Genomic DNA, 11,715 nt, shown 5'->3' with positions numbered 1-11,715 from the left:
CAGTGCTTATCCCCAAGCGCGTCAAGCACCGCAAGCAGCACCACCCCGGCCGTAAGGGCGGGGCAAAGGGTGGCACCAAGGTGACATTCGGTGACTACGGCATCCAGGCTCTCGAGCCGGCCTACGTCACCAACCGTCAGATCGAGTCCGCACGTATCGCCATCAACCGCCACATCAAGCGTGGTGGCAAGGTGTGGATCAACATCTATCCGGATCGTCCCCTGACCAAGAAGCCCGCCGAGGTGCGGATGGGTTCCGGTAAGGGCTCGGTCGAGTGGTGGGTGGCCAATGTCAAGCCGGGCCGCATCCTGTTCGAGATGTCGTACCCGAACGAGGAGACCGCTCGCGAGGCCCTTCGCCGCGCGCAGCACAAGCTCCCGTGCAAGACCCGCATCGTGACCCGGGAGGAGCAGTTCTGATGGCTAGTGGAACCACCGCCCCCGAGCTGCGTGAGCTCGATGCGGATGCGCTGACCGCGCGTCTGCGTGAGGCCAAGGAAGAGCTGTTCAACCTGCGCTTCCAGATGGCCACCGGTCAGCTGACCAACAACCGTCGCCTGCGTGTCGTCCGCCACGACATCGCTCGCATCTACACCGTCATTCGCGAGCGCGAGCTCGGTCTGTCGGCGGCGCCGGGTGATGCCAAGTGAGTGACAAGGAAGCAGTTGTGACTGAGTCCAACGAGAACACCGAGCGCAACAGCCGCAAGGTGCGCATCGGGTACGTCGTGTCCGACAAGATGGAGAAGACCATCATCGTCGAGCTCGAGGACCGCGTGAAGCACCCGCTGTACGGCAAGATCATGCGCCGTACCGAGCGGGTCAAGGCCCACGACGAGACCAACACCGCCGGAGTCGGCGACCGCGTGCGGATCATGGAGACCCGCCCGCTGTCCGCCTCCAAGCGGTACCGCCTCGTCGAGGTGCTCGAGCGGGCCAAGTAAGCCCCCACTCGACATATGCGAGCGGCCCGGCCCCGGGACTCCGGGACCGGGCCGTTTCGCGTTGCGGGGGCGCACGGGACGGCCGAATGTAACGGATCACCGTGGTGTAACGAATTTTGAGTAGTGTGTCAGCGTCCGACGCTGGCCGAGAGGACAGAATCGTCATATGGGGAACGAACCACATTTCGGCCGACGGGGGAGTGGGCGGGGCGATCGCCGTCGTGGTCTGAGTGCGCTCGCGATCGGCGCGGTCGTGATCACGACGACGGCCACGGGGCTTCCCGTCGCCGGCGCCCAGAGCACGGGCCCGGGGTCAGTCGATCCGGGATCCCTCGTTCCCAGCGTGGCGCCCGGGAGCCTGTTGGGCGCACCATCGCTCAGTATCGCCGCGTCGACCCAGCTCGGTGCCCCGATCCCGGTCACGTCCGTCCTCGGATCCGTCGGCGCCATCGGTTCCAGCGATTTCCCCCGTCCGGGAAGCTCCCAACCCCCGGCCGGGCCCCGCGCGACACGGGACGGGTCCATCGTGTCCTCCACCGTGCAGCGGATCGAGCCTCTCTTCCCGGCGTCGACGGAGGCGGTCGATCGTCGCGCCGAGGTGTGGGCCGTGACGTCTGAATCCATGCAACGGACGGTCCGCGTCGAGGTCTACCGCGCCCCGGCGGGCGTCGACGCGCCCAACGTGTACTTCCTCGACGGCGTCGGTTCCGAGGTCCCGTCCGGGTGGAGCACGGGTATGGGCTGGGGCGATCCCGCGCTGCGCGACCGCGCGGTGAACGTGATCGTTCCGACGGGCGGCCCGGCGTCGATGTGGTCCGACTGGCAGGCGGACGATCCCGTCCTGGGCCCCAACAACTGGGAGACGTTCCTCACCGAGGAGTTGCCGCCGCTGCTCGAGGCCGGTTTACCCGGGGCCGCGGGGCCGCTCGCCCACAACGGGAGCTGGGGGGTCATGGGCGTGTCGATGGGGGCGTCCGCGGCGCTTCATCTGGCCAACAGGAACGAGATGTTCGGAGGCGCCGCCGGTATCAGCGGCGCCTATTCGACCACCGACGAGCTCGGCTACCAGTACGCGCGACTCACCGTGGCCGCTCGCCACGGGGACGTCACCAACATGTGGGGGCCGCGCGGGTCCCGGGAGTGGGTGGAGCACGACACCGTGGCGGACCCCTCCGGGCTCGAGGGCAAGGCGGTCTACCTCAGCGCCGCGACCGGGCTGGTGGGCTCCAGCGAGCTCGGCCGCTTCGGCAGCAACGAACTCGTGCTCATCGACGGACATGTCCTCGAGAAGGGCTCCTACGAGAGCACCCGTGCACTCGAGGCCGCGCTCGCCTCGGTTCCCGGGGTCGACCTGAGGATGAACTACATGCCCTCCGGGATCCACAACTGGCCGGTCTTCGTCACCGAGATGCGGCCGGGGATGGATCACGTCCTCTCCGGACTGCCCGACGCCGCGCCCAACGGGCGGAGGACGACCGGGGGAGTGGCGGACTCCGGGGCTAGCGCTGCCAGCTCATCGGGATCGAGCGGTTCGACGGGTTCCCTGCGTGGATCCGGATCGGCCGGTTCGAGCGGTAGCTGACCGGGATTTGGGTCCCGGTGCATGCGCACCCTACACTGGACCAGTTGCCCGACCTGGCACGTCTCGACGTGTCGACGGGTGGCATGACCGCGTGTGTCGGGTCGGTATCCGGCACACATTGAACAGACCTGGTCAGGAGAACCATGATCCAGCAGGAGTCGCGGCTGAAGGTCGCCGACAACACGGGTGCCAAGGAGATTCTCTGCATCCGCGTTCTCGGCGGTTCCAAGCGCCGCTACGCAGGCGTGGGCGACATCATCGTCGCCACCGTCAAGGACGCCATCCCCGGTGGCAACGTCAAGAAGGGTGAGGTCGTCAAGGCCGTCATCGTGCGCACCGCCAAGGAGCGCCGTCGCCCGGACGGCTCGTACATCAAGTTCGACGAGAACGCCGCCGTCATCATCAAGAACGACAACGATCCGCGCGGAACGCGCATCTTCGGGCCCGTCGGCCGCGAACTGCGCGACAAGAAGTTCATGCGGATCGTCTCGCTGGCTCCGGAGGTGCTCTGACATGAAGGTTCACAAGGGCGACACGGTGCTGGTCATCTCCGGTAAGGACAAGGGCGCCAAGGGCAAGGTCATCCAGGCTTTCCCGGCTCAGGAGAAGGTCCTCGTCGAGGGCGTCAACCGCATCAAGAAGCACACCTCCAACTCGGCTGCCGAGCGCGGCGCCTCCTCGGGCGGCATCGTCACCCAGGAGGCCCCGATCCACGTGTCCAACGTGATGGTCGTGGACGCCGACGGCACCCCGACCCGGGTCGGAATCCGCACCGACGAGAACGGCAAGCGCGTCCGTGTCTCGCGCAAGACCGGGAAGGACCTGTGACCATGACTGAGACCGCTCTTCCCTCCGGGTACACCCCTCGCCTCAAGGACAAGTACCGCAGCGAGATCCGGCCGGCACTCAACGAGACGTTCGAGTACGCCAACGTCATGCAGATCCCGGGCGTCGCGAAGGTCGTCGTCAACATGGGTGTCGGTGACGCCGCCCGCGACGCCAAGCTCATCAACGGCGCCATCAACGACCTCACGCTGATCACCGGCCAGAAGCCGGAGGTCCGTCGGGCCCGCAAGTCCATCGCACAGTTCAAGCTGCGTGAGGGCATGCCGATCGGTGCGCGCGTCACCCTGCGCGGCGACCGCATGTGGGAGTTCCTCGATCGCCTGACGACCGTCGCGCTCCCGCGTATCCGTGACTTCCGCGGACTCTCGGGCAAGCAGTTCGACGGCCACGGCAACTACACGTTCGGCCTCAACGAGCAGACGATGTTCTACGAGATCGATGTCGACAAGGTCGACCGCCCCCGGGGCATGGACATCACGGTCGTCACGACCGCAACGAACGACGAAGAGGGCCGGGCACTGCTCAAGCAGCTCGGATTCCCCTTCAAGGAGGACTGACCTCCTCCACCGGCCGGACCGGCCGTCCCCGCCGGGGCACCGCATCGCGGTTCCCCGGCGGCGGGCAGACGGCCCAGTCGTCTGGTCGCGCCCCGGTGAGAAGAGCACCGGCCGCGGCGGGAACACCGGGATGCCCCGAGGGGCGCCGGATCCCATACAAGAGAACATTCGCACTCTTCGTGATAGGCCCACGACGTCACGTGGGCGGCCCACAGGTCGCCGTACGGGACGTGTTGCATGGGAACCGTTACGAGAAAGGAACATGGTCCATCCATGTCGATGACCGATCCCATCGCGGACATGCTGACGCGTGTGCGTAACGCCAATTCGGCGTACCACGACACCGTGTCGATGCCGCATTCGAAGCTCAAGGGCAACATCGCTGCCATCCTCCAGCAGGAGGGTTACATCGCGGGCTACAACGTCGAGGACGCAGAGGTGGGCAAGAAGCTCACCATCGACCTCAAGTACGGCCCCTCGCGCCAGCGCAGCATCCAGGGCATCAAGCGCATCTCGAAGCCGGGTCTGCGCGTGTACGCCAAGTCCACCGAACTGCCCAAGGTCCTCGGTGGCCTGGGCGTCGCGATCATCTCGACGTCCCAGGGTCTGCTCACGGACCGCCAGGCGAACAACAAGAAGGTGGGCGGGGAAGTCCTCGCCCACGTCTGGTAAGGGGGGCGAGAAATGTCACGTATCGGCAAGGCTCCGATCACCGTCCCGTCCGGTGTCGACATCAGGGTCGACGGCCAGACCGTCACCGTCAAGGGTCCCAAGGGCGAGCTCTCGCAGGTTCTGCCCGGGGCGATCTCGGTCTCGATCGAGGACGGCACCGTCACGGTGAACCGTCCCGACGACCACCGCGACAACCGGTCACTGCACGGCCTGTCCCGCTCGCTGGTCAACAACATGATCGTCGGCGTCACCGAGGGCTACAAGCAGGACATGGAGATCTTCGGCGTCGGTTACCGCGTCGTGGCCAAGGGCCAGGATCTCGAGTTCGCCCTGGGCTACTCGCATCCGGTTCCGGTCACCGCTCCCGACGGCATCACGTTCGCCGTCGACGGTGCGACCAAGTTCTCGATCTCCGGGATCGACAAGCAGCAGGTGGGCCAGATCGCCGCCAACATCAAGCGACTGCGGAAGCACGACCCGTACAAGGGCAAGGGCATCCGCTACGCCGGCGAACAGGTCCGTCGCAAGGTCGGAAAGACGGGTAAGTGATCATGAGCAGCACCAGGAAGCGTTCACCGCTGGGCACCGATGTCTCCACCGCACGTCGCGAGGGTCGCGCCCGGCGCCATTACCGACTCCGCAAGAAGGTCTCCGGTACGCCGGAGCGTCCGCGGTTGGTCGTCAACCGGTCCTCGCGTCACATCCACGCCCAGATCATCGACGATCTGGCCGGCCACACGCTGGCCGCAGCCTCCACCATCGAGGCGGATGTGCGCTCCCTTGAGGGCGACAAGAAGGCCCGCAGCGCGAAGGTCGGCCAGCTCCTGGCCGAGCGCGCCAAGGCCGCCGGCATCGACGCCGTCGTGTTCGACCGTGGTGGTAACAAGTACCACGGCCGGATCGCGTCCCTCGCCGACGCCGCCCGCGAGGGTGGGCTGGAGTTCTGATGACCAACACCACTGCACTGTTCGCTAACGGAAGGACCGTCTGATGCCGGGACGTCAGCGTCGTGACGGCGGAAGCAACGGCCCCGCCGCAGACAACAAGACCACCACCGACAACGCCCAGGGCCGCGGCGGAGACCGCGGTCGTGGCCGGGGTCGCGACGATCGTCGCGGCCGCGACGAGGAGAAGTCGCAGTACATCGAGCGCGTCGTCACCATCAACCGTGTCTCCAAGGTCGTCAAGGGTGGTCGGCGCTTCAGCTTCACCGCCCTGGTGATCCTGGGTGACGGCAACGGCATGGTCGGCGTCGGGTACGGCAAGGCCAAGGAGGTGCCGGCGGCGATCCAGAAGGGATCGGAGGAGGCACGGAAGAACTTCTTCCGCGTTCCGCTCATCGCCTCCACCATCCCCCACCCGATCCAGGGTGAGGCTGCTGCCGGCGTCGTCATGCTCCGCCCCGCCTCGCCGGGTACCGGTGTCATCGCCGGTGGCGCCGCTCGCGCGGTGCTCGAGTGTGCCGGAGTCAACGACATCCTGTGCAAGTCTCTGGGGTCGGACAACGCCATCAACGTGGTCCACGCGACCGTGGCGGCGCTCAAGGGTCTGCATCGTCCCGAGGAAGTCGCGGCTCGTCGCGGCCTGCCGATCGAGGACGTCGCGCCCGCGGGCATGCTCCGTGCGCGTGCCGGACAGGGGGCCTGATCATGGCTAGCCTCAAGATCACCCAGGTCCGCGGGACCGTGGGGACCAAGAAGAACCAGCGGGACTCCCTGCGTACGCTCGGCCTCAAGGGCATCCGGAAGACGGTCGTGCGTGAGGACAACGCGCAGACCCGGGGTCTCATCAACGTCGTGAACCACCTCGTCGTGGTCGAAGAGACGGAGTGAGAATGACCATCAAGTTGCATCACCTGCGCCCGGCTCCCGGGTCGCACGCCGAGAAGATCCGTGTGGGTCGCGGCGAGGGCGGCAAGCGCGGCAAGACCGCCGGCCGCGGTACCAAGGGCACCAAGGCGCGTAAGAACGTCCCCGCGGCGTTCGAGGGCGGCCAGATGCCGATCCACATGCGGCTCCCGAAGCTCAAGGGCTTCAAGAACCGCAACAAGGTCGTCTTCCAGGTCGTCAACGTGTCCGACATCCAGCGGCTGTTCCCGCAGGGCGGCGAGGTCGGCGTGTCCGAGCTCGTGGCCGCGGGCGCGGTCCGGAAGAACCAGCCGGTCAAGGTGCTGGGCGACGGGGACATCTCCGTGGCCGTCACCGTGACCGCCGACAAGGTCTCCGCCTCGGCCAAGAGCAAGATCGAGGCCGCCGGCGGAAGCGTGTCGGAGGCCGGGGCCTGATACCCCGCCCGGCCCGTTCACGGGTCGATGACGGGTGCAGGGGTCGGGTCCGAGAGTCTCGGATCCGGCCCCTGCGCTCGTCTTGATAGAGTTTTCCCGTTGTGCGTTTCGGGGTCGGCGCCCGCCGGAAGGTCGGCCCGACTTCCCCCGGCGCATCTGCTTTCGACGACCGGCGGCCCGACGGCCGACCACGACCAGGAGGACATGTGCTCTCCGCACTCGCGTCCGCGATCAAGGACCGGGATCTGAGGAAGAAGATCTTCTTCACCCTGGGGATCATCATCCTCTACCGGATCGGCGCGCAGATCCCGTCGCCCGGCGTCGACTACCCCAAGCTCCGGGGTCTGCTCGACACGGCGATGACCGGGGACAACGCACAGTTGTTCTCCCTGGTGAACCTCTTCTCCGGTGGCGCCCTGCTGCAGTTGTCGGTCTTCGCGATCGGCATCATGCCCTTCATCACCGCGAGCATCATCGTCCAACTGCTCACGGTGGTGATCCCGTACTTCGAGCAGTTGAAGAAGGAGGGGCAGTCCGGCCAGGCGAAGATGACGCAGTACACGCGTTATCTCACCATCGCGCTCGCCGTCCTGCAGTCCGCCGGCATCGTCGCGCTGGCCGACCGGGGGCAGCTCCTCGGCAACGGCCAGTCCGTCCTGATGGACGACAACATCCTCACGCTGCTCACCATCGTCATCGTCATGACCGCGGGCGCCGCACTCGTCATGTGGTTCGGTGAACTGATCACCGACCGTGGCGTCGGTAACGGCATGTCGCTGCTCATCTTCGCCGGTATCGCGTCCCGCATCCCGGCCGAGGGCGTTAACATCTACCAGAACTCGTCGACCATGAAGTTCGCGGCCGTCATGTTCGCGGTCGTCCTCATCGTCGTCGCCGTCGTCTTCGTCGAGCAGGGTCAGCGCCGCATCCCCGTCCAGTACGCCAAGCGCATGGTCGGCCGCCGCCAGTACGGCGGCACCTCCACCTACCTGCCGCTCAAGGTCAACCAGGCCGGCGTCATCCCGGTGATCTTCGCGTCGTCGCTGATGTACGTGCCGATCCTCATCACCCAGCTGATCCAGGGGCCCGAGCCGTCGAGCGACGGGTTCTGGCAGCGGTACGTCATGCAGTACCTGCAGAACCCCTCCAGCTGGGGCTACATCCTCCTGTACTTCGCCCTCATCATCTTCTTCGCGTACTTCTACGTGGCCATCCAGTTCGACCCGATGGAGCAGGCCGAGAACATGAAGAAGTACGGCGGGTTCATCCCGGGCATCCGCCCGGGCCGCCCGACGGCCGAATACCTGGGCTATGTCCTCAACCGGATCCTGCTGTTCGGTTCGCTGTACCTCGGTCTGATCGCGGTACTCCCCAACGTCTTCCTCGACATGGGCAGCGGGGGTGGAGATCTGCAGAACATGCCGTTCGGCGGCACCGCTGTGCTCATCATGGTCTCCGTGGGCCTCGATACCGTGAAGCAGGTCGAGGCGCAGCTGATGCAGCGCAACTACGAGGGCTTCCTCAAGTAGGCGCGGCCTCGTCCGAGCACACCAACTGTAGAAAGGCTGGTCCCCACCATGCGTCTCGTCCTCCTCGGCCCTCCCGGAGCCGGCAAGGGCACCCAGGCTGCTCTGCTCTCGGAGAAGCTCGGCGTCCCACACATCTCGACCGGTGATCTGTTCCGCGCCAACATCTCCCAGGGCACCGACCTCGGGAAGGAGGCCAAGAGCTACATCGACGCCGGCAACCTCGTCCCCGCCGAGGTGACGAACCGCATGGTCGCCGCGCGCATCGCCGAGCCCGACGCCACCGAGGGCTTCCTCTTGGACGGATACCCCCGCAGTGCAGCGCAGGCGGACGCGCTCAAGGAGATGCTCGGCGAGGCCGGCCACACCCTCGACGCGGTCCTGGAGTTCAAGGTCGACGACGACACCGTGGTCAAGCGCATGCTCGCCCGGGGGCGCGAGGACGACACCGAGGACGTCATCCGGAACCGCATGTCGGTCTACCGGTCGGAGACGGCCCCGCTGCTCGAGTACTACGCCGGTGAGGTCAAGAGCATCGACGCCGTCGGTGAGGTCGACGAGATCAACGCACGCGCGCTCGCCGCGCTGGGTCGCTGACGCCCGCCGTGTTCGGACGGTCCCGCAAGGGCGTGGTCACCGCGCGTACCCCGGGTGAGTTGGACGCCATGGAGGCGGCCGGTCGTATCGTCGGACGGGCGTTGATCGCCGCCCGTGAGGCCGCTGTCCCGGGTGCCACCACCGGTGACCTGGACGAGGTCGTCGAGCAACTGATCCGGGACGCCGGGGCCGTGCCGTCCTTCAAGGGGTACGAGGGGTTCCCGGGATCGATCTGCTCCTCGGTCAACGACGTCGTGGTGCACGGGATCCCCGGGCCCGACACCGTCCTGGGGGACGGGGACCTCGTCTCCGTCGACTGCGGCGCCATCCTCGACGGGTGGCACGGGGACTCCGCGTGGTCATTCGGGGTGGGGACTCTCGCCCCGGAGGTCGCGACCCTCAACGACGCCACGCGGGAGGTCCTCGACGAGGGCATCCTGGCGATGCTGCCCGGGAACAAGCTCACCGACGTCTCGCACGCCCTCGAGGTGGCGACGCGGAGGGCGGAGGAGCGTCACGGCGTCAGCCTGGGCATCGTCGACGGCTTCGGCGGGCACGGGATCGGCCGCGAGATGCACGAATGGCCGTTCCTCGCCAACGAGGGCAAGCCCGGCCGCGGGCCCCGGCTGCAGGAGGGGTCGGTCCTGGCGGTCGAGCCGATGCTCGTGCTGGGCGGCGAGACCGATACCCGGACTCTGTCCGATGACTGGACGGTCGTCACCGTCGACGGGTCGCCGGCGGCGCACTGGGAACACACGGTCGCCGTGACGGTGGACGGCCCCCGGATCCTCACGCCCCGCCCGCGCAGCTGAGGACGCACCGCGACCGGGGTCGCCACTCCGGGGAATCGGAGCGGGTCGACCGCTGACGGTCGCCCACACCGGGTTACAGTGTGTGCCGGTAGTGAACATCTGCTTCGAAAGGTCCCGGCATGCTCGCTGAGCAGGAGTCCGTCGCGCGTCGATCAGTCTTGCGGGGAGCCGTCGCGCTGGTCGTGACGCTCGCTGTCGCCCTCGTCCACATCTCGGGCCCGGGCGTCACCCCCTCCACCGCCCAGTCGGTGATGGAGGGGGGCGCGGGGTCGATCGAGGCGGATCCCCAGCCGGGGCCGTTCTATCACGCGGATCCGCAACACCTCGCGGACGCCCCTCTCGGTGAGGTGATCAACTCCCGGGACGTGACCATGCCGGCGTTCCTCGGATACCGGGTCACCGAGATCGCCTACCGGTCGACCGACTCCCGCGATCGGCCGCTACTGGCCACCGCGACGGTCGTCCGGCCGCACCACGCCCGCCCCGACGGTCCGGTGTTGAGCTACCAGCACTACCTCAATGCGCTCGGACAGCGATGCGCGCCCACCGAGACCCTCGTCCACCCGACGCTGGAGACCGTGCAGGACAACGCGATGGTGTTCCTGCGGACGCGTCTGGACCAGGGATGGACGGTCATCATCCCGGACCACCTCGGTCCGAAGGTCGCCTATCCCGGCGGTCAGTTGTCGGGCCGGATCGTGTTGGACGGGATGCGTGCGGTGCGGGACGACCCCCGCTTCGATTCCAGGCACAGCCGGTTCGGCGCCCTCGGCTACTCTGGGGGCGGCATCGCGAGCGCGTGGGTGTCGCTCCTGCACGACGACTACGCCCCGGACGTGAATCTCGTCGGGGTGGCGCAGGGCGGTGTCCCGACCGACATGACCACGATGGCGCGGATGGTCGGCAACTGGCCGCACCCGGCGTTCGGCCTGGCGTTCGCCGCGGCTGTCGGCATGGCGCGGGAGTACCCGGAGGCGATCCGGCTCGAGGAGAAGCTCACGCCGGACGGGTGGGCGCTCTACAGCCAGCTGAAGGGGCGCTGCACCGCGACCCTGTTGACGGTCGGGGCGTTCCGGTCCGTCCCGATGGTCCTCCGGGGAGGCGACCTCCTGGCAGAGGAGGGGCTGATGCGGGCGTTCGCGGAGAACAGCATCCGTCAGAGCCCGGACGTGCCCCGGGTCCCGGTGTTCATGTGGCATTCCGGGACCGACCCGCTCGTGCCGTTCTGGGACGCGGAGGAGACCGCCAAGCGGTACTGCCGAGAGGGCGCGCCGCTGACGTGGGAGCCGGGACTCGCGCCGGAGCACCTCATGGGCGCGGTGGAGAAACTGCCCGCGGCGATGAACTGGCTCCAGCAGCGCTTCGACGGGGTGCCCGCGGGGCGGGCCTGCTACGTCTGACCGTCGGTCACCGGGACCGCCGAGGGGACGCCGAGCGGGCGGCGAGGGCCCTGTCGGTGCCCGATTGGCGCAGATCCATCACCTGACGTAGGCTTATACGTCGGTGTGCCCACCAGTGCACCGACAATCCGGTAGACGTCACCCGGGGAATCGTGGAGGACCGTAACCAGCATGGCAAAGAAAGACGGAGCCATCGAGGTCGAGGGCCGTGTCGTTGAGCCGTTGCCGAACGCAATGTTCCGCATCGAACTCGAGAACGGGCACAAGGTCCTCGCACACATCAGTGGGAAGATGCGGCAGCACTACATCCGCATCCTCCCCGAGGACCGCGTGGTCGTGGAGCTCTCGCCCTACGACCTGACCCGCGGCCGGATCGTCTACCGGTACAAGTAAGACGCTCAACTCCCCGCACCAGCCGCCGAGCCCCACAGGGGCCGGCGGGATCACACCCTCGGAAGCGGAGGCCGGGGCCCCGGACGGTTGCTCATCGTGAGATG

General features: G+C 67.5%; 18 protein-coding genes. All 18 read left to right on the top strand.

Translation table 11 applies throughout. The features are described from left to right. Positions 1 to 2 precede the first annotated feature (2 nt). The 18 genes from rplP (at position 3) to infA (ending at position 11,611) form a co-directional block, all read left to right on the top strand. The gene (gene rplP / locus OVA21_RS10905; protein WP_010541175.1) at positions 3 to 419 is read left to right on the top strand and encodes a 50S ribosomal protein L16; all 417 of its coding nucleotides are present in this window, start codon (positions 3 to 5) and stop codon (positions 417 to 419) included. Beyond that, positions 419 to 649, top strand: coding sequence for a 50S ribosomal protein L29 (gene rpmC, locus OVA21_RS10900; protein WP_017838199.1), 231 nt, complete (start codon positions 419 to 421; stop codon positions 647 to 649). The genes rplP and rpmC overlap by 1 nt, the downstream gene beginning before the upstream one ends. Continuing rightward, positions 646 to 942: a 30S ribosomal protein S17 gene (rpsQ, locus tag OVA21_RS10895; protein ID WP_172812145.1), complete on the top strand. Its 297-nt coding sequence runs from the start codon at positions 646 to 648 to the stop codon at positions 940 to 942. The genes rpmC and rpsQ overlap by 4 nt, the downstream gene beginning before the upstream one ends. A 526-nt stretch (positions 943 to 1,468) precedes the next feature. After that, the gene (locus tag OVA21_RS10890; protein ID WP_254050637.1) at positions 1,469 to 2,524 is read left to right on the top strand and encodes an alpha/beta hydrolase; all 1,056 of its coding nucleotides are present in this window, start codon (positions 1,469 to 1,471) and stop codon (positions 2,522 to 2,524) included. A gap of 143 nt (positions 2,525 to 2,667) precedes the next feature. After that, complete coding sequence (gene rplN, locus OVA21_RS10885; RefSeq protein ID WP_007628112.1) at positions 2,668 to 3,036, top strand: 50S ribosomal protein L14; 369 nt, start codon at positions 2,668 to 2,670, stop codon at positions 3,034 to 3,036. 1 nt (position 3,037) lies between these two features. Beyond that, positions 3,038 to 3,352, top strand: a complete 315-nt coding sequence (gene rplX, locus OVA21_RS10880) for a 50S ribosomal protein L24 (RefSeq protein WP_007628110.1) — start codon at positions 3,038 to 3,040, stop codon at positions 3,350 to 3,352. A 2-nt stretch (positions 3,353 to 3,354) separates the two neighbouring features. Continuing rightward, positions 3,355 to 3,927, top strand: a complete 573-nt coding sequence (rplE, locus tag OVA21_RS10875) for a 50S ribosomal protein L5 (protein WP_067716660.1) — start codon at positions 3,355 to 3,357, stop codon at positions 3,925 to 3,927. Positions 3,928 to 4,200: 273 nt separating this feature from the next. After that, on the top strand, positions 4,201 to 4,599 hold the full coding sequence (gene rpsH / locus OVA21_RS10870; protein ID WP_067716657.1) for a 30S ribosomal protein S8: 399 nt from the start codon (positions 4,201 to 4,203) through the stop codon (positions 4,597 to 4,599). A gap of 12 nt (positions 4,600 to 4,611) precedes the next feature. After that, positions 4,612 to 5,148: a 50S ribosomal protein L6 gene (gene rplF, locus OVA21_RS10865; protein ID WP_067716654.1), complete on the top strand. Its 537-nt coding sequence runs from the start codon at positions 4,612 to 4,614 to the stop codon at positions 5,146 to 5,148. 2 nt (positions 5,149 to 5,150) lie between these two features. Then, entirely contained in the window at positions 5,151 to 5,546 is a 396-nt protein-coding gene (gene rplR / locus OVA21_RS10860; RefSeq protein ID WP_096907524.1) for a 50S ribosomal protein L18, read from the top strand. A gap of 43 nt (positions 5,547 to 5,589) precedes the next feature. Continuing rightward, positions 5,590 to 6,246 carry a 30S ribosomal protein S5 gene (rpsE, locus tag OVA21_RS10855; RefSeq protein ID WP_067716652.1) on the top strand — a complete coding sequence of 219 codons (657 nt, stop codon included), beginning with the start codon at positions 5,590 to 5,592 and terminating at the stop codon, positions 6,244 to 6,246. A gap of 2 nt (positions 6,247 to 6,248) precedes the next feature. Beyond that, positions 6,249 to 6,431, top strand: a complete 183-nt coding sequence (rpmD, locus tag OVA21_RS10850) for a 50S ribosomal protein L30 (RefSeq protein ID WP_067716649.1) — start codon at positions 6,249 to 6,251, stop codon at positions 6,429 to 6,431. A gap of 2 nt (positions 6,432 to 6,433) precedes the next feature. Next, complete coding sequence (gene rplO / locus OVA21_RS10845; protein ID WP_067716646.1) at positions 6,434 to 6,883, top strand: 50S ribosomal protein L15; 450 nt, start codon at positions 6,434 to 6,436, stop codon at positions 6,881 to 6,883. 206 nt (positions 6,884 to 7,089) lie between these two features. Next, complete coding sequence (secY, locus tag OVA21_RS10840) at positions 7,090 to 8,412, top strand: preprotein translocase subunit SecY (protein WP_067716644.1); 1,323 nt, start codon at positions 7,090 to 7,092, stop codon at positions 8,410 to 8,412. A gap of 48 nt (positions 8,413 to 8,460) precedes the next feature. Continuing rightward, complete coding sequence (locus tag OVA21_RS10835; protein ID WP_069388736.1) at positions 8,461 to 9,006, top strand: adenylate kinase; 546 nt, start codon at positions 8,461 to 8,463, stop codon at positions 9,004 to 9,006. A gap of 8 nt (positions 9,007 to 9,014) precedes the next feature. After that, on the top strand, positions 9,015 to 9,818 hold the full coding sequence (gene map, locus OVA21_RS10830) for a type I methionyl aminopeptidase (RefSeq protein WP_069388735.1): 804 nt from the start codon (positions 9,015 to 9,017) through the stop codon (positions 9,816 to 9,818). A 119-nt stretch (positions 9,819 to 9,937) separates the two neighbouring features. After that, positions 9,938 to 11,218, top strand: a complete 1,281-nt coding sequence (locus OVA21_RS10825; RefSeq protein ID WP_268092409.1) for a lipase family protein — start codon at positions 9,938 to 9,940, stop codon at positions 11,216 to 11,218. Positions 11,219 to 11,389: 171 nt separating this feature from the next. Further along, the gene (gene infA / locus OVA21_RS10820; protein ID WP_005140011.1) at positions 11,390 to 11,611 is read left to right on the top strand and encodes a translation initiation factor IF-1; all 222 of its coding nucleotides are present in this window, start codon (positions 11,390 to 11,392) and stop codon (positions 11,609 to 11,611) included. Positions 11,612 to 11,715 lie beyond the last annotated feature (104 nt).

The organism is Dietzia sp. SL131, from assembly GCF_026672565.1.
In the GTDB taxonomy this organism is placed as follows: Bacteria; Actinomycetota; Actinomycetes; order Mycobacteriales; family Mycobacteriaceae; genus Dietzia; species Dietzia kunjamensis.
The sequence above is the reverse complement of the archived record's forward strand: the minus strand, read 5'-3'. Positions and strand labels throughout refer to the sequence as shown.